Below are 19,998 nucleotides of genomic sequence, written 5' to 3' on the forward strand. Positions count from 1 at the left end.
GGCCCTAAGTCGTGGACGCCCGGGTCAAGCCCGGCCATGACGAGATGTTAGAGTCTTCGAAACCGCAAATACGCCGCCTTGCGTCCCTCTCGCTCGGCCTTGGCGCCGTAGCGCGTCATCGTGTAGTCCGGCCACGGCTGCTGCCAGTCGATGGCGCGTTCGGCGAGCCAGGCAAAATCCGGCGCGCGCATCAGATGCGATAGCGTCCAGGCGCAATAATCGTCGATGTCGCTGACGAAGCGGAATTCGCCGCCGGGTGTGAGGATCCGCGCCATCGCGGCAACCGTCGCATCCTGCACGAAGCGCCGCTTCCAGTGCCGCCGTTTCGGCCAGGGATCGGGATGGATCAGGTCGATGCGCGCGAGCGAGCGCGCCGGCGCCCACGCCAATAGCTCCGCGGCGTCGCCGGCGAACAGCCTGATATTGCCGACATTGAGCGCCTCGATTTGCGTCAGGATCTTCGCCATCCCGTTGACGTAGGGCTCGCAACCGATGAAGCCCGTGCTGCGAAACGCCTGCGCTTCCGCGATCAGATGCTCGCCGCCGCCGAAACCGATCTCGAGCCTGACGCTCTCGGTGCCGTCATCGAACAGCTCGGTCAGGCTTTCGGGTGCCGGCGCGCCGATCTCGAGCGCCAGATGCGGCAGCAGATTGTCGATCAGGTCGGCCTGATGCGCGCGCAGCTTGTGGCCCTTGCGCCGCCCGAAGAACGATCCGCGCGAATGGGCAGCCGCGCCATCGTCTGCGGGCCCGTCATTGTCGCCGGCATCGCGCGGTGCAGCGATCATCGCAGCGTCTGGTAAAGCCGGTGCAGGAGCCGCGCGCGTGGCTCGAGCGAGGAGACATAGAGCTGCTCGTAATGGGTATGCGCGCCCTTGCCGTCGACGCCGAGGCCATCAAGGGTCGCGGTATGCGGCGCCGTGAAATTGCCGTCGGAGCCGCCACCGGTGAAGACATCGAGCAGGTCGAAGCCGAGTTCGGCGGCGAGCGTCCGGGCGTGCTCGTAGAGCGCTGCACCCGAATTGCTCTTCTCATAGGGCGGACGATTCAGGTCACCGGTTACCTTCACGCTGACGCCCTTGGTGCGCGACGTGATGCCGAGGATCTTCGGCACGAGCTCGTTGGCGTCGGCCATCGTCGGTACGCGCAGGTCGACCTCGGCGTAGGCCTCTTCGGCGATCACGTTCGGCTTGGTGCCGCCCCTGACGACGCCGACATTGACGGTGACGCCGCGCTTCAAGTCGTTCATCGCTTCCAGCGTCTGGATCACGTTGCCGAGCTCGCGGATCGCGCTGCGGCCGTCCTCGGGACGCGTGCCGGCATGCGCCGGCGCGCCCTTGATGAACACGTCGAACCGTCCGACACCCTTGCGTCCGGTGACGATCTTGCCGCCGTCGCGCGCCGGCTCGGTCACCAGCACATATTTGGCCTTGCGGCCTTCGGCCTCGATCAGCGCGCGCGACGTCGGGCTGCCGATCTCTTCGTCGGACACGTAGAGCTGTGTGATGCCGAGCGGGGCGCGTGCGCCATCGGCGCAGATTCGCCGGAAGGCGTGATAGGCGAGATAAGCGCCGCCTTTCATATCGTAGATGCCGGGGCCGAACGCACTGTCGCCCTCGACCTTGAACGGCAGGCGCTCGATGAATCCCATCGGATGCACGGTGTCGAGATGGCTCAGCACCAGAACGCCCGGAGCCTCCTGGCCCCAGGACGAGCGCGCGACCAGATGATCGCCGCAGCCGTCGCGTCCCGCGACGCGCTCCACCGTCGCCGGCAGATCGCGATAACCTGATGCCACGAGGTCAACGAGCTTGTTGACCTGATCGGGCCGCTCGGTCGGAGATTCGATCTCGACCCAGCGGCGGATGCCGTCGAGAATCGCTGCTGCTTCAAACGGGTTGCTGGACATGGTGATGTCGACGCCTGTGAACTCGTCCTTATTGTATTGCGCGCACGACCGGGCGCGCGCCGGAATGACATATTCCAGATTTGGCGATCCCTCAAACGGATATGGTCAGCGTGAGGCTTGGTCGGCTGCTTCGCGTGCTGCGATCTGCTCGACCAATTCGACGATGCTGCGGCGGAGCTTGGCATCGGCGATGCGGGTGAAGGCGCGGGTCAGCGCCAGTCCCTCGGAGGTCGCGAGGAAATCCGAGACATAGGCGGGCGAGGCGCCCTCGCCGAAGCCGTCGGCCGTCCTGACGCCGCTCGGGCCGCCATCGAACAGAAAGGAAACCGGCACCTGCAGGATCTCGGAGATCTGCTGCAGCCGGCTGGCGCCGACGCGGTTGGTCCCCTTCTCGTATTTCTGCACCTGCTGGAAGGTCAGGCCGAGCGCTTCGCCCAGTTTCTCCTGACTCATGCCAAGCATGATGCGTCGCATGCGGACGCGGCTGCCGACATATTTGTCAACAGGGTTGGGCGCTTTCGTAGACATCTCCAACTCTCCTAGGGATTGTGCGCGCCCGACGATGAGGCAGGGTGGAATCGGAATATGCCTCAGGCGCCGGTGCCGTCAAATCCTGCGAGGAGGATCGGGACGAAATGCGGACAATTTGCGCAAAGGGGCTGACTTGGCTTGGGATTTCGCTCGGACCGTACAATGCGAAGCGCACGGTCAATCTGTCAACTGGTGGAATCGCGCCGAGGCGAATTTCGACGTTTTTTCGGGTTCGGCGACAACCGGCAATATATATTCGTCAGGCTTTTCGCCTGACAAAACGCCGCCGCAATACGATTGCAAGGGCAACGATCACAATTACAGCGGCCGGGATATTCCCGATGCGCGCATAGATCGTCGGTGCGATGGCCACCGGGAGGCCGGCGTCGAGCACGCCTTCGATGCCTAATCCCAGTCGCGCGACGATTCGCCCTACGGGATCAACGACGGCGGAAATGCCCGTATTTGCGGCACGCACCAGCGGCAGCCCTTCCTCGATCGAGCGGAGCCGTGCCTGCTGCAGATGCTGGTAGGGACCGGTCGAGATTCCAAACCAGCCGTCATTGGTGACGTTGATGATCCAGCCCGGACGCTCGTCGCGATTGACAATGTTGCCGGGAAAAATCGCCTCGTAGCAGATCAAAGGCAGCGCGGGCGGCGCATTTGGCACGTCGAGCGGCCGGCGGATCGTGCCCGGGATGAAGCCGCCCACCACCTTGGTGAGCTGCTGGAAGCCGAGCTTCTCCATCCACGACTGGAACGGCAGATATTCGCCGAACGGCACCAGATGCAGCTTGTCGTAGACCGACAGCACGCTTCCGTCATGGTCGATGACATAGATGGAATTGTAGGCACGCGTGATGCGGACGCCGGGCGGTAGATCGGGCGCGCGCACCGATCCGGTGATCAGCACGGTTCCCTTCGGCAAGAGATCGGCGATCTGCGCCATCGCGTCGGCTTCCCGCGTCAGGAAGAAGGGAAACGCTGATTCGGGCCAGATCAGGATATTGGCATCGCGCACGCCGGTGGATTGCGGCCCGGACGCCTTATCCGACAATGTGAGATACTTCTGCATCACCGCCGCCTTGGCGGAGTAGTTGAACTTGGCGTCCTGCTGCAGGTCGGGTTGCATGATGCGGAGCTTGGTGCCCGCGACCATCGCGGTCGGGTGCTGTGACAGCCGCACCGCGCCGAACGCGAGCATCGCCGCCAGAACCAGCACCGCCGCGACCGGCGCGCGCCATGGCTTGCGGCCGCGCGAAGAGCCGTCGATCAGCACCGCCGGGCTTGCGAAGATCGCAACCGCGAGGAACGTCATGCCCCACAGCCCGATCAGCGACGCGGTTTGCGCCAGCGCCAGCGGTTCACTCAGCGCATAGCCGAACGTGTTCCACGGAAAACCGGTCAGCAGATGACCGCGCAGCCATTCCGAGATCGTCAGGCTGGCCGCGAGCGCGAGCACGCGCGAGGCATCGCGCGGCCAGATCAGCCGGGCGAGGCCGAAGCCGAAGGCGGTGAACAACGAAAGATAAGCGGGCAGGCCGAGCACTGCGAACGGCGTCAGCCAGGCGAAAGTCTGCGCATCGACGAAGAAGGCGTAGCCGAGCCAGTACAGTCCGGGCACGAAGTAGCCGAAGCCGAACCAGAAGCCGGATAGCGCCGCCGCGGACACGCCGTTCCAGCGCCCGGCTGCCGCACCGTCGATCAGCCAGACCGCGACCGAAAAGGTGAGAAACAGCACCGGCCAGGCGTTGAACGGCGCCATCGCCAGCGCGGACAAGGCGCCGGCGGCGAGCGCGATAAGCGCACGCTTCCAGCCCCAGGTCAGGATGATCGCAAGCCCGGCGGCGCGAAGTTTATCGGAGAATCTCACTGCTGACCGGCTCCATCGCCGGATGCCGGCGGGGTGTTGTCATTGGCCTGCGGTGTTCCGGAGTCCGGAGCCTGCTCGCGGCGCCGCTCGCGCTCCTTGCGCGGCGTCGGCCGTTCCTTGCGCGTGGTGATCCGCAGGCGCTTCACGCGCCGCGGGTCGGCGTCGAGTACCTCGACCTCGAAATGGCCCGGTCCCGAAATCACCTCGCCGCGCACCGGCAGGCGGCCGACGAAGGAGACGAGATAACCGCCCAGCGTCTCGACTTCCTCGCCGGCCTCGCCGGTGACGAAATCCTCGCCGATCACCGAGCGCACGTCGTCGAGGCTGGCGCGCGCGTCGGCAATGAAAGAGTTATCGGCCTGGCGGACGATCGCCGGCGGCTCGTCGGAATCGTGCTCGTCGTCGATCTCGCCGACGATCTCCTCGACGATGTCCTCGATCGAGACAAGCCCGTCGGTGCCGCCATATTCGTCGACCACCAGCGCGAGGTGGATGCGCGAGGCCTGCATCTGCGCCAGCAGGTCGATCGCCCGCATCGATGGCGGGATGTAGAGCAGCTTGCGGATGATATGGGCTTCCGACAGCGGCAGCGCGAGGTCGACCGAGCGCAGGTCTAGCCCAGCCGGGAACGGCTTCTTGCGCCGCGTCTTGGTCATGTCGGCGACCCGCGCCTTCGCGGTCATGAAGGCGAGCAGGTCGCGGATATGCACCATGCCTTCGGGATCATCGAGGGTCTCGTTGTAGACCACGAGCCGCGAATGCGCCGCGCTTTCGAACAGGCTCATCAGCTCGCCGAGCGGAATGTCGCGCTTGACCGCGACGATGTCGGCACGGTGCACCATGACGTCGGCGATCCGTCGCTCGTTGAGCGACAGGATGTTGCGCAGCATGGTGCGCTCGATCGCGGAGAAGCCGACATCGTCCGGCGTCGAGGCGTCGAGCACAACTTGCAGGTCGTCGCGCACCGAGCCGGCCTTCCAGCCGAACAATGTGCGGATCGCGCGCACCAGCCAGCTCTCGGCTGCGGGGCGCTGCACCTCGCCGTCATGCACCACGGCCGGCAGATTGCTCACGTTGCGCGGATTGTCATGGGTTGGTTCGGAATCCGGCATGTCAGTCGATCCGATCCGCATAGGGGTCGGGGATACCGAGTTGGCCGAGAATCTCGCGCTCGAGATTTTCCATGTCCTCGGCATCGTCGTCATTCTCGTGATCGTAGCCGATCAAATGCAGGAAGCCGTGCACGGCAAGATGGCTCAGATGTTGGTCGAACGGCTTGCCTTCCTCGTCGGCTTCACGCCGCGTCGTCTCGTAGGCGATCGCGATGTCGCCGAGCATGGGCGGAGCGTCGTCCGGTCCGCCGTCGCCGGCCGGCTGCAACGCGGGAAACGACAGCACGTTGGTCGGCTTGTCGATGCCACGCCAGTTGTTGTTCAGGGTGCGGATGCCCGCATCGTCGGTCAGCATGATCGCGAGTTCAGCGTCCCCGACATCGGCATCGGCAACATCGGCGGCCGCTTCGATGGCGCGATGGATCACCGCTTCGGCGTCGGGCTCGGTCTGCCAGCATTCGGCGGTGACGAGAACCTCGGTTGCGGGAAAGGAGGACACGGTGGTTCCAAAATCTGCGTTGTGGCCGGAACCCGCATCGCGCGGGCTGCCGGCCGAAGCTATTGGTCTCAAGATCTGGCGTTTGCCGGCCGCTGCGGCAATCCCTCATAAGCGGCCACGATGCGCGCCACCAGCTCATGGCGGATGACGTCTCCGGCCGTGAAATGCACCTGCGCGATGCCCTCGACACCGTCGAGCAGCTTCACCGCCTCGGCAAGCCCCGAGGTCTGCCCGTTCGGCAGGTCGATCTGCGAGGGATCGCCGGTGACGATCATCCGGCTGTTCTCGCCGAGACGCGTCAGGAACATCTTCATCTGCATCGATGTGGTGTTCTGCGCTTCGTCGAGAATGATGGCGGCGTTGGTCAGCGTGCGGCCCCGCATGAAGGCGAGCGGCGCGATCTCGATCTCGTTGCCCTGCAGCGCGCGTTCGACCACGCGCGCGTCCATCAGATCGTACAGCGCGTCATAGATCGGGCGCAGATAGGGATCGACTTTCTCCTTGAGGTCGCCGGGCAGGAAGCCGAGCCGCTCGCCGGCCTCGACCGCAGGCCGCGTCAGGATGATCCGGTCGACTTCCTTGCGTTCGAACAGCTGTGCGGCATGGGCGACGGCGAGCCAGGTCTTGCCGGTGCCGGCCGGGCCGATGCCGAATACCAGCTCGTGCCGCTTCAGCGCGCGGATGTAGGAGTCCTGCGCGGCGGTGCGTGCCCGCACGGGCCGCTTGCGCAGGTTGATCGTCTCGAATGTCGGCTTGGCCGCCTTGTTGTCGAGCTCGAACAGCGAGCCCTGTGCGATCACGGCGCGGATCGCGCCCTCGACTTCGCCCTGATCGAGGTCGTGCCCCTCGACGGCCTGCGCATAGAGCGTCTCGAGCACGCGCCGTGCCGCATCGCAGCCGTCGCGCGAGCCGGCGATCGTGACGTGATTGCCCCGGGAATCCACGACGACGCCGAGCCGACGCTCGATCAGCGCGAGATTCTGGCCGTAAGGGCCGACCAGCGCGGAAGCAGCGCGGTTGTCGTCGAAATCGATGACGACCTGGGTCTCAGGTGGCATTTGCATGTCGCGGTCTGGTTTGCGGCTGGGAGCGAGCGAAGACGAATCCGATGCGCTTTTGGGCAAGGATTTCAGGCTCCAATGGTCGTCTGTGAAACGAGGCTTGGCGTGGACGATGCCGCAAGCTCGCCGATCAGGCTGTAGCGCTCGAGGCTGTCGATCCGCACCGGAAGGATCTTGCCGATAATGTCAGGCGAAGCCATCACATGCGCGGGCTGCAGATAAGCGGTGCGGCCGACGATCTGGCCGGGATTGCGCGCGGCGCGCTCGAATAGCACATCGACCGTTGTGCCGATCGCAGCCCGATTGAAGGCCGATTGCTGGCTGTCGATCAATTCCTGAAGCCGCCCCAAGCGTTCGTCCATCTCTGCTGCTGACACCGTCTCCCGCATCTCCGCCGCCGGCGTGCCGGGCCGTGGCGAATATTTGAATGAATACGCCGCAGCGTACCCGATTTGCGTGACAAGCGCGAGAGTGGCGGAAAATTCTTCCTCCGTCTCCCCGGGGAAGCCGACGATAAAATCCGATGAAAAAGCAATATCTTGCCGTGCGGCGCGGAACCGGTCGATGACACGCCTGTAATCATCGGCGGTATGTTTGCGGTTCATGGCTGCGAGGATCCGGTCCGCGCCGGACTGGACCGGCAGGTGCACGAACGGCATCAATTCCGGCAAATCGCGATGCGCGGCGATCAACGAGTCGTCGACGTCGCGCGGATGGCTGGTCGAGTAGCGCAACCGTGCCACGCCGGGGATCTGGGCCAGCCGCTGCAACAGTTTGCCGAGCGGCCAGGCGCGGCCATCGGGGCCGTCGCCGTGATAGGCGTTGACGTTCTGTCCGATCAGCGTGATCTCGCGCACGCCGTTCTCGGTGAGCTGCGTGACGTCGTCGATGATCTTCGCAACCGGACGCGAAACTTCGGCGCCGCGCGTATAGGGCACCACGCAGAAGGTGCAGAACTTGTCGCAACCTTCCTGCACCGTGACGAAGGCCGAGATGCCGCGCGCGCGGATCGCGTCCGGCTTCGGCTGCGGCAGGAAGCCGAACTTGTCCTCGACCGGGAATTCCGTCTCCAGCGCGCGGCCGCTTTCCTTGGCGCGCTTCAGCAGTTGCGGCAGATGGTGATAGCTCTGCGGCCCGACCACGATGTCGACCGTCGGCGCGCGATGGACGATCTCCTCGCCTTCGGCCTGCGCGACGCAGCCGGCGACCGCGATCTTCATGTCGCGCCCCTGGCGCGCGGCCTCTTCCTTGGCGACCCTGAGACGGCCGAGCTCGGAGTAGACCTTCTCCGACGCCTTCTCGCGGATGTGGCAGGTATTGAGGATCACGAGATCCGCATCGTCTGCGCTCGCCGTCTCGACAAAGCCTTCGCCGGCCAGAGTGTCCACCATGCGTTGCGCATCGTAGACGTTCATCTGGCAGCCATAGGACTTGATGTGCAGCTTGCGCGGCGTCGTCATGGAACCCGGATCACGGAATGGAAACGGCGCCATCAGGGCGCCGGTGCTCAAATATAGCCTAAAGGGGCGAAAATCCAGCGGTCCGCCCGGTCATTCCGGGATGGTCCGAGGGACCAGACCTCAGGCGCGCAAGGGCGCGCCATAGTTCGATGCTGACGCGTCGCCCCGGAATGACAGTGCCGAACATTCAGGCTATCGAGATTCGCCGTCGATCCGGTTCATCAACCCGGGCAATTCGCGCATATCCGCAAAGGTTGCAGCCGCTCCGGCCCTGCGCAGCATGTCCTCGTGTTCCGCCGTGCAATGGCTGCCGCCGTGGAAGCCAAGCACGGTCATCCCCGCGGCGCGGGCGCCGGTGACGCCGTGCACGCTGTCCTCGATCACGATGCAGTGCTCTGGCCGCGCGCCCATCTGCTCGGCCGCGAACAGGAAGATGTCTGGTGCGGGCTTGCCGTGCTTGACCTGCGTTGCGGAGAAAATGTGTGGCGTGAGCTGGTGGTAGAGCCCGGCGCAGGTCAATCCGTGGCGGATCTTTTCCGGCGTTCCGCTGGAGGCCACGCATTTCGGCAGATCGAGCGCTGCAATCGCGTCGCCCACATGCGCGATCGCGCTGAGGTCGTCGGCGTAGAAGCTGAGTGTCGCCTGCTTGACCTCGGCCTCGAAGCTGTCGGGCAGCTTGCGACCGATTTCGGTCTCCACAATCTGCCGCGCCTCGCGATCAGACACGCCGAGGAAACGCTTCAGCACGCCATCCGGCGTGATCGGATAGCCGTGGCGCGTCAGCGTGTCCGCATGCGCGCGACAGGAAATCACTTCACTGTCGACGAGCACGCCGTCGCAATCGAAAATAACGAGATCGAAGCTCATGATTTGTTGACGCGTTTTCTTCACGCGAACCGGTGTCCACTTCGCTTGAAAACGCTATCGATCACGACTTGCTGTCGTCGTCGAGCGGCACGCAATAGAGCTCGAGGCGGTGATCGACCAGCTTGTAGCCGAGCTTGCGCGCGATCTCGGTCTGCAGCTTCTCGATCTCCTCGGAGGTGAATTCGATCACCTTGCCGTCGCGCAGATTGATCAGGTGGTCGTGGTGGCTCTCCGGCATCTGCTCGTAACGCGCGCGGCCCTCGCGGAAATCGTGCCGCTCGATAATGCCGGCGTCCTCGAACAGCTTGACGGTGCGATACACCGTCGAGATCGAGATCTTGTCGTCGACCGCGACGCAGCGCCGGTACAGTTCCTCGACATCGGGATGATCCATGGCTTCCGCCAGCACGCGCGCGATGACGCGGCGCTGTTCGGTCATGCGCATGCCGGTCGCGGCGCAGCGCGCCTCGATACCGGTGTGCTTCGGCGCAGGCGGGATTTTCACCGTGGTCATGGGTTTCGGGCCTTGGGTGGCGGAGTAGGCGCTGTTCTGCCACTGCGCGGATGTTACGACAAGTCGCGCCGCATCAGAAGCGCATTCAAATGTTCCCCGCCCGGTTGCTTGTAGTAGCGTTCGCGGCGGCCGATCACACCGAATCCGACCCGTTCATAGAGCCGTCGCGCCGGCTGATTATTTTCTTCCACCTCGAGAAAGATGGTGCGGATGCCGCGGCCGGCCAGGTGGCCGAGATGGGTCAGCAGCAGATCGCGCGACAGGCCGCGCCCGCGCTGGCCGGCATCGATCGCGATCGACAGGATTTCGGCCTCGTCCGCAGCCATGCGCGAGACCGCAAAGCCGATCACCTTGCGTCCCTGCCTCAGGCGATGCACCAGCGTGTTGCGTTCGGTCAGCATCGTCTCGAACTCGCCTTCGCCCCAGCCGCGATGAAACGACGCGGCGTGCAATTGCGCGAGCCGCGCCGCGTCGCGCAGGGTCGCGGGCTCGATCGCGGGCGTATCGCCGCCCCACCATCGTGAAAGCCAGGGGATCATTTGGCTGACGGCTGCGCGCTGAGCTGGAACTGATTCCGCGGCGGCTTCGCATCGGGGGCGCGCAGATAGAACGGACGCGGCGGCGCGGTTGTCGGATCGATCGCCGCGCCAACCCAGGCGACCCAGGTGATGTCGGGCGCGGGTTGCGTGTCGACCTTGAACGGCGGCGCAGCGTCCGCAGGCCAGCGTTCGGCGAGGATCTTCGCGGCGTTGCCGACCAGATGCAGCGTGCCGAGCTTGGCGGCCTCGAGCGCCTCCGCGATCGGCGCCACCTTTGGCTTCACCAGCGGATCGCCGCCGCCGCCCACCACCTGGAAATAGACGTGATCGTGCCGCGCGTCGATCGCCGACAGGATCGGATGCTCGCTATTCTCGGCGACCACAGGTGCGGCATAGGCGGCGAGGGTGGTCAGCCCGACTACCGGCTTCTCCGCGGCGAGCGCGATGCCGCGCGCAGCCGAGAGGCCGACGCGCAAGCCGGTGAAGCTGCCGGGACCCGTGGTGACTGCGATGCGGTCGAGCGCGGTGAAGGCGATGCCGCTGTCTTGCATCACGCGCGCGATCAGCGGCATCAACGCCTCGGCGTGGCCGCGCTGCATCGCCTGAGATTCGATTGCGATGGTCGTGCCGGCGGTCGTGTCGAGCACGGCCGCAGAGCAGGCGTCGAGTGCGGTATCGATGGCGAGGACGATCATGAGGGGGCGAATGGCGAGCAGGGAGTAGCGAATAGGGAATCAGAGCGGATTGCTATTCGCCATTCGCCATTCACCATTCGCCTCCCGTTACATCGGCCGGACTTCCTGCACGTCGGGCACGAAGTGCCGGAGCAGGTTCTGGATGCCGTGTTGCAGCGTGGCGGTCGATGACGGGCAGCCCGAGCAGGAGCCCTTCATGTTGAGATAGACGATGCCGTCCTTGAAGCCGCGGAAGGTGATGTCGCCGCCGTCATTGGCGACCGCGGGACGCACGCGGGTCTCTATCAGGTCCTTGATCTGCGCGACGGTCTCGGCGTCTTCCTCGCTGAAGAACTCGTCTTCTTCATCGCTGAGATCGTCGCTGCCGGCGGAGCCGTCGGCGAGCAGCGGCGCGCCCGACATGTAGTGCTCCATGATCGCGCCGAGGATCGCGGGCTTCAGGTGCTGCCAGTCGCCGTCCGCTTTCGTCACGGTCACGAAGTCGGAGCCGTAGAACACGCCGGTGACGCCTGATACGGCGAACAGCCGTTCGGCCAGCGGCGAGCGTGCGGCCGACTCCGGCGAGGAGAATTCCATGGTGCCGCTTTCGAGCACCATGCGGCCCGGAATGAACTTCAGGGTGGCGGGATTGGGCGTGGCTTCGGTCTGAATGAACATTTGCTGTCTCCGGCGTCGCCGGTTCAAGGCCGGCACGTTGGGTTCCCTTATCAAATGGCAACTAAAAAGGCAGCGATCAAGGCGTAAAACCGCGGTTCCGGGCCTGCAGCAGCTGATTCTGAGTGGCGAGGCCGACAATGAAGGGCTGCATTCCCAAGCTCGTCATGCCCGGCCTTGTGCCGGGCATCCACCTCTTCGGTGCCGCACGCTAGAAAGACGTGGATGGCCGGGACATAGGCGAGCGGAAGCGACGCCGTCCTTCGGCTGGCTATGCCCGGCCATGACGGAGGTCTGCGGATTCCATCTAAGACAGCGCGTCGACCTCGGGGTCGGTCAGCCCACCGGGCACGATGGTGACGGGAATCGGGAACGCGCCCATGGTCTTGGCCATGGTGGTGATGATGGGGCCCGGCCCCTCGGGACCGGGGCTCGCGGCCAGCACCAGCATCGCGATATCGACGTCCTTCTCGATCACATCGAGGATCTGCGTCGTCGGGTCGCCCTCGCGAATCACCCGCTCCGGGGTGATCGCGGCAATCCCGTTGGCGCGGCCGGCGGCGCGGTCGAGCGCCTCACTGGCGGTCTCCTCGGCCTCGGCGCGCATGATGTCGGCGACGCCAAGCCATTGCTGGTTCTGGTCCTCGGTCTCGATCACCCGCAGCATCACCACACCGCCGCCGACCCGCTTGGCCCACCGGCTGGCATAATAGACGGCGCGGTCCCATTCCGCGGTGTCGTCGACGATGACCAGGCACTTCGGCTTGTGACCCGTCTCGTAGCTGCGTCGCTGGGTGGTCATGCATGTCCCGGTGCTGAGCCAACAGCATGATCCGGACCCGGAGGGCCGCGTCAGCGAAAAATGTGCAGCGGTTTTCCGAACAGATCATGCTCTAACGAGGCCCATGCTGCCACACTCCCTCTCCGTTTGGGAGAGGGCGCCGTGGTTCCTGTTCGCCGTGTCGCGTTAGCGCTGGCGGATGAAGCCGACGATGTCCTTGGTCAGGCGCATGGTCTCGTCGGCGATGCCGCGGGCGCGGTTGGCGCCGTCGGCCAGCACCGCGTCGACATGGCCGGGATCGGCGACCAGCTTCTTCATCTCGGCGGCGATCGGCGCCAGTTTGGTGACGCACACCTCGACCAGCGCGTTCTTGAAGCTCGAGAACTGCCCGCCGCCGAACTGCTTCAGCACATCCTGCTTGCTGATGCCGGCGAGCGCCGCGTAGATGCCGACCAGATTGTCGGCCTCCGGTCGCGTCTCCAGGCCCTTCTCCTCCGACGGCAGCGGCTCCGGATCGGTCTTTGCCTTGCGGATCTTCTGCGCGATGGTGTCGGCGTCGTCGGTGAGGTTGATGCGCGAATTGTCTGATGCGTCCGACTTCGACATCTTCTTGGTGCCGTCGCGCAGGCTCATCACCCGCGTCGCGGGTCCGGTGATCAGCGGCTCGGGCTGCGGGAAGAACAGGCCGTCGGCGAAGCCATGACCACGAATTGAATCGACGAAGTCGTTGTTGAATTTCTGCGCGATGTCGCGGGACAGCTCCAGATGCTGCTTCTGGTCCTCGCCGACCGGCACGTGGGTGGCGCGGTAGAGCAGGATGTCGGCGGCCATCAGCACCGGATAGTCGTAGAGTCCGACGGATGCGTTCTCGCGGTCCTTGCCGGCCTTCTCCTTGAACTGGGTCATGCGGTTCAGCCAGCCGATGCGCGCGACGCAGTTGAAGATCCAGGTCAGCTCGGCGTGGCCGGCGATCTGGCTCTGGTTGAACACGATGTGCTTCTTGGCATCGATACCCGCGGCGATGAAGGCCGCGGTCACCTCACGGGTGTTGCGCGCGAGCTCGGCCGGGCCGCCCCAGACGTCGACGCCTTGCGTGATCGCGTGCATGTCGACCACGCAGTAGATGCAGTTATACGTCTCCTGCATCTTCACGAAGTTGACGATCGCGCCGAGGTAGTTGCCGAGGTGCAGGTTGCCCGTCGGCTGGACGCCTGAGAAAACCCGTTCAACGAACGCCATGGTTCAAATTCCCGGAAATGGCTGCCTTTAGAAGCGTTTTCGAGCGAAGTGGGCATCGGTTCGCGTGAAGAAAACGCGTCAAACGATGAGTCTGCGGCGTCGTTTGCCATTTAAGCCCCGCGTGCGCAAGTCAGGCAGGTCGCTTTTGCCTGATGGCGTTAATCACCTCGCGCCAGCCGGCGACGCCGAAAAGCTGCAAAAACAGCCCGTAGCTCGCCATGCCGGCTGCGATCAGCAGCAGAAGCGACACCGCCTGCACAAAACCGTGTGCGCCGGCAACCGGAAGGACGCCTTCCGCAAGCCACAGCGCCGCGCCCATCGCGGCGGCTGCGGCGAGGATGCGCGGCAGGCGGCGGCGCGCGTCGGCATCGATCGAGAAGCCGAAGCTGGTCGCACCCTTCCGGAGCAGCGCCAGCGCATTGCTCCAGGCGCCGAGCGCGATACCGGCGGCGATTCCGTTGGCGCCGAGGAAATGCCCGAGCAGGAACGAGGCGGCGATCGCGACCACGATGGCATTCAGAGTCGCGAGCAAGGGCGTCAGCGTGTCCTCGCGGGCAAAGAACGCCGGCGACAAGGCCTTCACCAGCACATGGGCCGGCAGAGCGAGCGCGAGCCAGATCAGGGCCTGCGCGGTCGCAGCGGTGTCATCGGCCGTGAATGCGCCGCGCTCGAACAGGATGCGCGTGATCGGCGCGCTCAGCACCATCAGGCCGAGCGTGGCCGGGAACGCCAGCCCGACCGCAAGCTCGAGGCCGCGCGATTCCGCATGCGCGATCGCGGTGTGCTCGCCACTCCGCACCGCCCGCGTCATCTCCGGCACCAGCACGGTGCCCATCGCGACGCCGACGATGCCGAGCGGCAGCTCGAGCAGGCGATTGGCGAAATAGAGCCAGGATACCGCCGATGGCGACGTCGAGGCGATCACCGCGCCCGCCACCATCAACCATTGCGGCGCGCTGCTTGCGACCATGCCGGGAACCGCACGGGCGAGGAAGCCGCGCATCTCGCCATCGAAGGAGACGCGAAGCGGCGAGGCGGCCTGGCCGCCGCGCAGGACCAGCATCGAGAGTTGCAGGAAGCCGGCTACGCCGATCGTCGCTGCCATGATCTGCGCGGCTTGAACTGGATCCTGCTGCCGCACCAGCAGCACGGCCATCACAGCGATCAGTGCGATGTTGAACAGCAGCGGCGAGAACGCAGTCAGCGCGAAGCGGCCCTGCGCGTTGAGCAGCGCCATCATCACGGTGACGGGGCCGGCGAAGGCCAGATAAGGCAGCATCAGCCGCGCATTGCTGACCGCGAATTGCAGCGTGTCGCGGCCGACGAAGCCGGGCGCGATCGCCGCGATCACCAGCGGCATCAGCACGCCGAGCACGAGCGCGGCTACGACCACGGTGGCGCTTACGGTGCCGAGCACCCGGCCCGCAAAGGCGGCTGCGGCGGCGACGCCATCGCGGTCGCGAACCTTGAGCCAGGCCGGCACCATCGCGGCGTTCAGCCCGCCCTCGGACAACAGCCGCCGCACCACGTTCACAAGCTGAAATGCCGCCAGGAAGGCATCCGCCACGGGTCCCGCCCCGAGCAGTGCCGCGATCACGGAATCGCGCACGAAGCCGAGCAGTCGCGAGGCCAGCGTTCCCGAGGAGACCGTGAGAAACGAGCGGATCATCGCGCCTCTATAGCAGCAGGGCGCGCCGCTGCCAGTAGCGCTCCTCCAGCGACGAAGGCGAAGCCTTTGCGCGGGGATGACGGAACACAGGGAGCCCGGCTTGCTGCCACGGGGACGAACGTGATAGGCCGCAGCCTTCTTGGATAGCCGTAACAGGGCAGGTCAATGGCTGACGCAAAATATGACGTTCTCGGGATCGGCAATGCGATCTTCGACGTGCTGGTGCAAACCGATGAGGCACTCCTCGCCCGTCACGGCATGACCAAGGGCTCGATGCAACTGATCGACGAAGCCCGCGCCGCCGCGATCTACGGTGATATGGGCCAGGCGACCGAGATGTCGGGCGGCTCCGCGGCCAACACCATCGTCGGCGTCGGCAATCTCGGCGCGCGCGCGGCCTATGTCGGCAAGGTCAAGGACGATCAGATCGGCAAGCTCTACGTGCACGACATCCGCGCCGCCGGCGTGAGCTTCGACACCAGGCCCGCGACGGCCGGGCCAGCCACCGGTTGCTCCTACATCCTGGTCACGCCGGACGGCGAGCGCACCATGAACACCTATCTCGGCGCCGCGCAGGACCTGACGCCCGACGACATCGATCCGGCGCAGATCGAAGCCGCCAGCATCATCTATCTCGAAGGCTATCTGTGGGACCCGAAGAACGCCAAGGATGCGTTCGTCAAGGCGGCGACGATCGCGCATGGCGCGGGACGCCAGGTGGCGCTGACGCTGTCGGATTCATTCTGCGTCGATCGCTACCGCGATGAATTCCTCGAGCTGATGCGCAAGGGCACGGTGGATCTGGTGTTCGCCAATGAATCCGAGATGCACTCGCTGTACCAGACCTCGGATTTCGACACCGCGCTGAAACAGTTCGGCAAGGATACAAAGCTCGGCGTCGTCACCCGCAGCGAGAAGGGCTGCGTCGTCGTCGCCAAGGACGGCGTCACGGCGGTGCCGGCCTGCCCGATTGACAGGCTCGTCGACACCACCGGCGCCGGCGATCTGTTCGCCGCCGGCTTCATGTTCGGTCTCGTGCGCAACGCGGGCTATGAAAACGCCGGCCGTCTCGGTGCACTCGCCGCGGCAGAGGTCATCCAGCACATCGGCGCGCGGCCGGTGGTGTCGCTGAAGGATCTGGCGAAGCAGAAGGGGCTTCCGGTTTAGGGCAGGACCTCTCCATCCGTCATGGCTGGGTTCGACCCGGCCATCCACGTCTTTCTTCGCGAGCGGACCGGAAGACGTGGATGCCCGGGACAAGCCCGGGCATGACGGTGTTGAGCGTGAGGTCGCGCATCACGCCGTCTTCGCGGCCTTCAATCCCAGCCGCGCCTCGACCGCCTCGCGCATTACGAATTTCTGGATCTTGCCGGTCACCGTCATCGGAAATTCGTCCACGAACTCGACATAGCGCGGGATCTTGTTGTGGGCGATCTGGCCCTGGCAGAACGCGCGGACCTCGTCTGCGGTCAGCGTCTCGCCCTGGCGGATCCTGATCCACGCGCACAGCTCCTCGCCATAGCGGTCGTCGGCGACGCCGAATATCTGCACGTCCTGAATCTTCGGATGGCGGTACAGGAATTCCTCTATCTCTCTTGGATAGAGATTCTCGCCGCCGCGGATGACCATGTCCTTGATGCGGCCGACAATGTTGCAATAACCCTCGTCGTCGATCACGGCGAGGTCGCCTGTGTGCATCCAGCCATTGGCGTCGAGCACGTCAGCGGTCTTCTCCTTCTCGTCCCAATAGCCGAGCATCACGCTGTAGCCGCGGGTGCAGAGCTCGCCGCGCTCGCCGCGCGGCACCACCTTGCCGTCGAGATCGACGATCTTGACCTCGACATGCGGAAGGATGCGCCCGACCGTCGAGACGCGGCGTTCCAGCGGATCGTCGGTCGCGCTCTGGAAGCTCACCGGGCTGGTCTCGGTCATGCCGTAGGCGATCGTCACCTCGCTCATGTTCATCTCGGTGTTGACGCGCTTCATCACCTCGATCGGGCAGGGCGCGCCGGCCATGATGCCGGTGCGCAGCGACGTGAGATCGAAGCGCGAGAATTCCGGATGATCGAGCTCGGCGATGAACATGGTCGGCACGCCGTACACCGCGGTGCATTTCTCCTGCGCCAGGGTCGTCAGCGTCGCCAGCGGATCGAAGCCTTCGCCGGGATAGACCATGGTGGTGCCGAGCGTGACGGAGACAAGGTTGCCCATCACCATGCCGAAGCAGTGATAGAGCGGCACCGGAATGCAGAGGCGATCCTGTTCGGTCAGCCGCATCGCGCGGCCGACGAAGTAGCCGTTGTTGAGGATGTTGTGGTGGGTCAGCGTCACGCCCTTGGGCGAGCCCGTGGTGCCGCTGGTGAACTGGATGTTGACGGGATCGTCGAACTGCAGGCTCTCGGCCAGCGCCGCGAGCTGCTCGAGATGGCGCGGCCCGCCCATGCGCGTCACGTCCTCGAACGGAATAGCGCCGGGCGCAGCCGGACCGCCGATCTGGATCACCGCGCGCAATTGCGGCAGCCGCGCCGATTGCAGGCGGCCGGGCTCCGAGCTCGCAAGCTCGGGCAGCAGCGTGTTCAGCATGTCCATATAGGCCGAGGTCTTGAACGCGGTCGCCGTCACGATCGCGGCGCAGCCGACCTTGCCGAGCGCGAATTCGAGCTCGCTCAGCCGATACGCCGGATTGATGGTGACGAGGATCAGCCCCGCTTTCGCAGCAGCAAATTGCGTCAGTGTCCATTCCGGCCGGTTCAGCGACCAGATGCCGATCCGCTCGCCGCGCGTGAGCCCGAGCGCGAGAAAGCCCGCGGCCAGCGCCTCGACGCGCTCGGCGAATTCGTTCCAGGTCCAGCGCACATTGTGGCTGGGCGAGACCAGCGCCTCGCGGCTGCCCCAGCGCGCGCGGGCGCGGTCAAGGCTGCGACCGATGGTTTCGCCGAGCAGCGGCGTATCGGACACGCCGCAAACATAACTCTCCGCCTTGGATGCCAGAATCTTGGGTGCCAAGATCGTCCTCCTCCTGATCGCGTTTCACGTCGCGTTTTGCGCGATCTTAGACTCTTGGCGCCGGCCGGACACGCCCGACCTATGGCGGGTATTGAAGAGGTCCCTCCCGCGAAGAAGGGACCTCTGCTGTCATGCAATGGAACCTTAGGCCGCCTTCTGGCCGCTGCCGGCATCGAGCCCGTCATAGATGCCGCGCTCGAACCCCGCAAAGGCTTCCAGGCTGTGCTTGTCCGCGAACGGCAACAGCTGCGTCAGGATCACGCCGCAGACGTCGCGCGCCGGATCGATCCAGTAATAGGTGTTGGCCAATCCCGCCCAGGCGAGGCTGCCGGGGCTACGGCCTTCCGGCGTCTTGGCGGCGTTGATGAGGAAGCTCAGCCCCCATTTCTTGATCATGTCGGGATAGAGGTCGACATCGTTGGTGTACGGCGGCGCCGCCGTCGTCATCTTGCCGACGGTGAGATCGCCCATCTGGTTCTGCGCCATCGCCGCGACGGTCTCGGGCTTCAACAGCTGGTTGCCGTTGCCTTCGCCTTTGTTGAGGATCATCTGGCAGAACTTGATGTAGTCGGCCGCGGTCGAATACAGCCCGCCGCCACCCATGTGGAATTCCGGATTCTGCTCGAGCTCGAATGGCATCGCCGCCAGCGCTCCGTCCTCGCCCCGCGCGTGCATGCCGACCAGCCGCTTGCGCATGTTGTCCGTGATCTTGAAGGCGGTGTCGCTCATGCCGAGCGGCGCGAACATATTGTCATGCAGATACGCATCGAGCTTCTTGCCGGATGCGGCTTCCACCGCCTTGCCGACGAAGTCGATATTGATGCCGTATTCCCAGCGCGTGCCCGGATCGCTCGCGAGCGGCGTCTTCAGCGCGGCATTCAGGCAGGAGATGATCCCGGGCGTGCCGGTCTTCTCCATATATTTCCCCATGTCGGCGTTCCACAGGTCGTAGCAGAAGCCGGCGGTGTGGGTCATGAGCTTGCGCAGCGTGATCGGCGCTTTCGCCGGCCGCAGCTTCGGCTCGCCATTGGCGTCGAAGCCGTCGAGCACCTGGGGGGCGGCGAGGTCGGGCAACAGCTTGCCGATCGGTTCGTCGAGCGACAGCTTGCCCTGTTCGACGAGTTGCATCGCGCCGGCCGAGGTCACGGCCTTGGTCATCGAGGCGATCCAGAACACGCTGTCGGCGGTCATGGCATCGTCCTTGGACAGGTCGCGTTTGCCGAACGCGCCCTGATAGATCACGTCCTTGCCGGTTGCCGCGACCGCGACAACACCGGGTATCTCCTTGGCGTCGCTCTTCTGACGCAGAAGCTGATCGATCTGAGCCTTGCCTTGCATTGGGATTTCCTCCGGTGGGTTATTGTTCTGGAGTGAGGCGATCATCCTCCCGCTTTGGGAGCCCCGCAAGCAGGGCGCGGGGCGATCGCGTCGCGATCTCGTGAGGGCAGCGCAACAGGAACGGTCTTGCGCGGCCTGCATTCACCACGCGCGCAGATTTCGTCGCGAACTCCGCCGCAACCCTGATGACCCCGGGGGCGACCCACGGTAACGTGATTGCGAGGTTGATTTCCGTGCCTGTTGTTTTGCAT

At 65.1% G+C, this 19,998-nt stretch carries 19 protein-coding genes; 1 reads left to right on the forward strand and 18 read right to left on the reverse strand.

Going from position 1 to position 19,998, the window contains the following annotated elements; translation table 11 throughout:
• Window positions 1-47: 47 nt before the first annotated feature.
• The 16 genes from AS156_RS14210 to murJ all read right to left on the reverse strand — a co-directional run bounded on the left by AS156_RS14210 (window position 48) and on the right by murJ (window position 15,403).
• On the reverse strand, window positions 48-788 hold the full coding sequence (locus AS156_RS14210; protein ID WP_066504956.1) for a tRNA (guanine(46)-N(7))-methyltransferase TrmB: 741 nt from the start codon (window positions 786-788) through the stop codon (window positions 48-50).
• The gene (locus tag AS156_RS14215) at window positions 785-1,909 is read right to left on the reverse strand and encodes a M20 family metallopeptidase (RefSeq protein WP_066504960.1); all 1,125 of its coding nucleotides are present in this window, start codon (window positions 1,907-1,909) and stop codon (window positions 785-787) included. Before AS156_RS14215 ends, AS156_RS14210 begins: the two co-directional genes overlap by 4 nt.
• Window positions 1,910-2,014: 105 nt before the next feature.
• Window positions 2,015-2,437, reverse strand: a complete 423-nt coding sequence (locus AS156_RS14220) for a helix-turn-helix domain-containing protein (protein ID WP_066504963.1) — start codon at window positions 2,435-2,437, stop codon at window positions 2,015-2,017.
• A 262-nt stretch (window positions 2,438-2,699) separates the two neighbouring features.
• Window positions 2,700-4,313: an apolipoprotein N-acyltransferase gene (lnt, locus tag AS156_RS14225; protein WP_066504965.1), complete on the reverse strand. Its 1,614-nt coding sequence runs from the start codon at window positions 4,311-4,313 to the stop codon at window positions 2,700-2,702.
• Window positions 4,310-5,425 carry a hemolysin family protein gene (locus AS156_RS14230; protein ID WP_066504967.1) on the reverse strand — a complete coding sequence of 372 codons (1,116 nt, stop codon included), beginning with the start codon at window positions 5,423-5,425 and terminating at the stop codon, window positions 4,310-4,312. Before AS156_RS14230 ends, lnt begins: the two co-directional genes overlap by 4 nt.
• Window position 5,426: 1 nt before the next feature.
• Window positions 5,427-5,924, reverse strand: coding sequence for an rRNA maturation RNase YbeY (gene ybeY / locus AS156_RS14235; protein ID WP_066504970.1), 498 nt, complete (start codon window positions 5,922-5,924; stop codon window positions 5,427-5,429).
• Between the two features lie 68 nt (window positions 5,925-5,992).
• On the reverse strand, window positions 5,993-7,048 hold the full coding sequence (locus AS156_RS14240) for a PhoH family protein (RefSeq protein WP_082747509.1): 1,056 nt from the start codon (window positions 7,046-7,048) through the stop codon (window positions 5,993-5,995).
• A 5-nt stretch (window positions 7,049-7,053) separates the two neighbouring features.
• The gene (miaB, locus tag AS156_RS14245) at window positions 7,054-8,445 is read right to left on the reverse strand and encodes a tRNA (N6-isopentenyl adenosine(37)-C2)-methylthiotransferase MiaB (RefSeq protein WP_066505347.1); all 1,392 of its coding nucleotides are present in this window, start codon (window positions 8,443-8,445) and stop codon (window positions 7,054-7,056) included.
• 192 nt (window positions 8,446-8,637) lie between these two features.
• On the reverse strand, window positions 8,638-9,312 hold the full coding sequence (locus AS156_RS14250; protein WP_066504973.1) for an HAD family hydrolase: 675 nt from the start codon (window positions 9,310-9,312) through the stop codon (window positions 8,638-8,640).
• 61 nt (window positions 9,313-9,373) lie between these two features.
• Entirely contained in the window at window positions 9,374-9,826 is a 453-nt protein-coding gene (locus tag AS156_RS14255; RefSeq protein ID WP_066504975.1) for a Fur family transcriptional regulator, read from the reverse strand.
• A 53-nt stretch (window positions 9,827-9,879) separates the two neighbouring features.
• Window positions 9,880-10,365, reverse strand: a complete 486-nt coding sequence (gene rimI / locus AS156_RS14260; protein ID WP_066504983.1) for a ribosomal protein S18-alanine N-acetyltransferase — start codon at window positions 10,363-10,365, stop codon at window positions 9,880-9,882.
• Window positions 10,362-11,060: a tRNA (adenosine(37)-N6)-threonylcarbamoyltransferase complex dimerization subunit type 1 TsaB gene (tsaB, locus tag AS156_RS14265; RefSeq protein ID WP_066504984.1), complete on the reverse strand. Its 699-nt coding sequence runs from the start codon at window positions 11,058-11,060 to the stop codon at window positions 10,362-10,364. The genes rimI and tsaB overlap by 4 nt, the downstream gene beginning before the upstream one ends.
• 87 nt (window positions 11,061-11,147) lie before the next feature.
• Window positions 11,148-11,717, reverse strand: a complete 570-nt coding sequence (locus AS156_RS14270; protein ID WP_066504990.1) for a NifU family protein — start codon at window positions 11,715-11,717, stop codon at window positions 11,148-11,150.
• Window positions 11,718-12,021: 304 nt separating this feature from the next.
• Complete coding sequence (locus AS156_RS14275) at window positions 12,022-12,516, reverse strand: universal stress protein (protein ID WP_066504993.1); 495 nt, start codon at window positions 12,514-12,516, stop codon at window positions 12,022-12,024.
• Window positions 12,517-12,681: 165 nt separating this feature from the next.
• A complete protein-coding gene (gene trpS, locus AS156_RS14280; protein ID WP_066504996.1) occupies window positions 12,682-13,734 on the reverse strand; it encodes a tryptophan--tRNA ligase in 1,053 nt (350 codons plus the stop codon).
• Window positions 13,735-13,864: 130 nt separating this feature from the next.
• Complete coding sequence (gene murJ / locus AS156_RS14285) at window positions 13,865-15,403, reverse strand: murein biosynthesis integral membrane protein MurJ (RefSeq protein WP_066504999.1); 1,539 nt, start codon at window positions 15,401-15,403, stop codon at window positions 13,865-13,867.
• Between the two features lie 165 nt (window positions 15,404-15,568).
• On the opposite strand from murJ, the gene AS156_RS14290 reads away from it, so the two are divergent.
• Window positions 15,569-16,570, forward strand: a complete 1,002-nt coding sequence (locus AS156_RS14290; protein ID WP_066505007.1) for an adenosine kinase — start codon at window positions 15,569-15,571, stop codon at window positions 16,568-16,570.
• A gap of 129 nt (window positions 16,571-16,699) precedes the next feature.
• On the opposite strand, the gene AS156_RS14295 is transcribed toward AS156_RS14290, so the two are convergent.
• Window positions 16,700-18,394: an AMP-binding protein gene (locus tag AS156_RS14295; RefSeq protein WP_066505351.1), complete on the reverse strand. Its 1,695-nt coding sequence runs from the start codon at window positions 18,392-18,394 to the stop codon at window positions 16,700-16,702.
• A 159-nt stretch (window positions 18,395-18,553) separates the two neighbouring features.
• Window positions 18,554-19,747: a serine hydrolase domain-containing protein gene (locus tag AS156_RS14300; RefSeq protein WP_066505010.1), complete on the reverse strand. Its 1,194-nt coding sequence runs from the start codon at window positions 19,745-19,747 to the stop codon at window positions 18,554-18,556.
• Window positions 19,748-19,998: the final 251 nt, after the last annotated feature.

This window comes from Bradyrhizobium macuxiense (genome assembly GCF_001542415.1).
Lineage (GTDB): Bacteria > Pseudomonadota > Alphaproteobacteria > Rhizobiales > Xanthobacteraceae > Bradyrhizobium > Bradyrhizobium macuxiense.

What these genes read in the sequence shown, in the direction of transcription:
- AS156_RS14210 (WP_066504956.1), bottom strand. Translation starts at nt 788, where the DNA reads ATGATCGCTGCACCGCGCGATGCCGGCGACAATGACGGGCCCGCAGAC.
- AS156_RS14215 (WP_066504960.1), bottom strand. Translation starts at nt 1,909, where the DNA reads ATGTCCAGCAACCCGTTTGAAGCAGCAGCGATTCTCGACGGCATCCGC.
- AS156_RS14220 (WP_066504963.1), bottom strand. Translation starts at nt 2,437, where the DNA reads ATGTCTACGAAAGCGCCCAACCCTGTTGACAAATATGTCGGCAGCCGC.
- AS156_RS14230 (WP_066504967.1), bottom strand. Translation starts at nt 5,425, where the DNA reads ATGCCGGATTCCGAACCAACCCATGACAATCCGCGCAACGTGAGCAAT.
- miaB (WP_066505347.1), bottom strand. Translation starts at nt 8,445, where the DNA reads ATGACGACGCCGCGCAAGCTGCACATCAAGTCCTATGGCTGCCAGATG.
- AS156_RS14250 (WP_066504973.1), bottom strand. Translation starts at nt 9,312, where the DNA reads ATGAGCTTCGATCTCGTTATTTTCGATTGCGACGGCGTGCTCGTCGAC.
- AS156_RS14255 (WP_066504975.1), bottom strand. Translation starts at nt 9,826, where the DNA reads ATGACCACGGTGAAAATCCCGCCTGCGCCGAAGCACACCGGTATCGAG.
- rimI (WP_066504983.1), bottom strand. Translation starts at nt 10,365, where the DNA reads ATGATCCCCTGGCTTTCACGATGGTGGGGCGGCGATACGCCCGCGATC.
- tsaB (WP_066504984.1), bottom strand. Translation starts at nt 11,060, where the DNA reads ATGATCGTCCTCGCCATCGATACCGCACTCGACGCCTGCTCTGCGGCC.
- AS156_RS14270 (WP_066504990.1), bottom strand. Translation starts at nt 11,717, where the DNA reads ATGTTCATTCAGACCGAAGCCACGCCCAATCCCGCCACCCTGAAGTTC.
- AS156_RS14275 (WP_066504993.1), bottom strand. Translation starts at nt 12,516, where the DNA reads ATGACCACCCAGCGACGCAGCTACGAGACGGGTCACAAGCCGAAGTGC.
- trpS (WP_066504996.1), bottom strand. Translation starts at nt 13,734, where the DNA reads ATGGCGTTCGTTGAACGGGTTTTCTCAGGCGTCCAGCCGACGGGCAAC.
- murJ (WP_066504999.1), bottom strand. Translation starts at nt 15,403, where the DNA reads ATGATCCGCTCGTTTCTCACGGTCTCCTCGGGAACGCTGGCCTCGCGA.
- AS156_RS14290 (WP_066505007.1), top strand. Translation starts at nt 15,569, where the DNA reads ATGGCTGACGCAAAATATGACGTTCTCGGGATCGGCAATGCGATCTTC.
- AS156_RS14300 (WP_066505010.1), bottom strand. Translation starts at nt 19,747, where the DNA reads ATGCAAGGCAAGGCTCAGATCGATCAGCTTCTGCGTCAGAAGAGCGAC.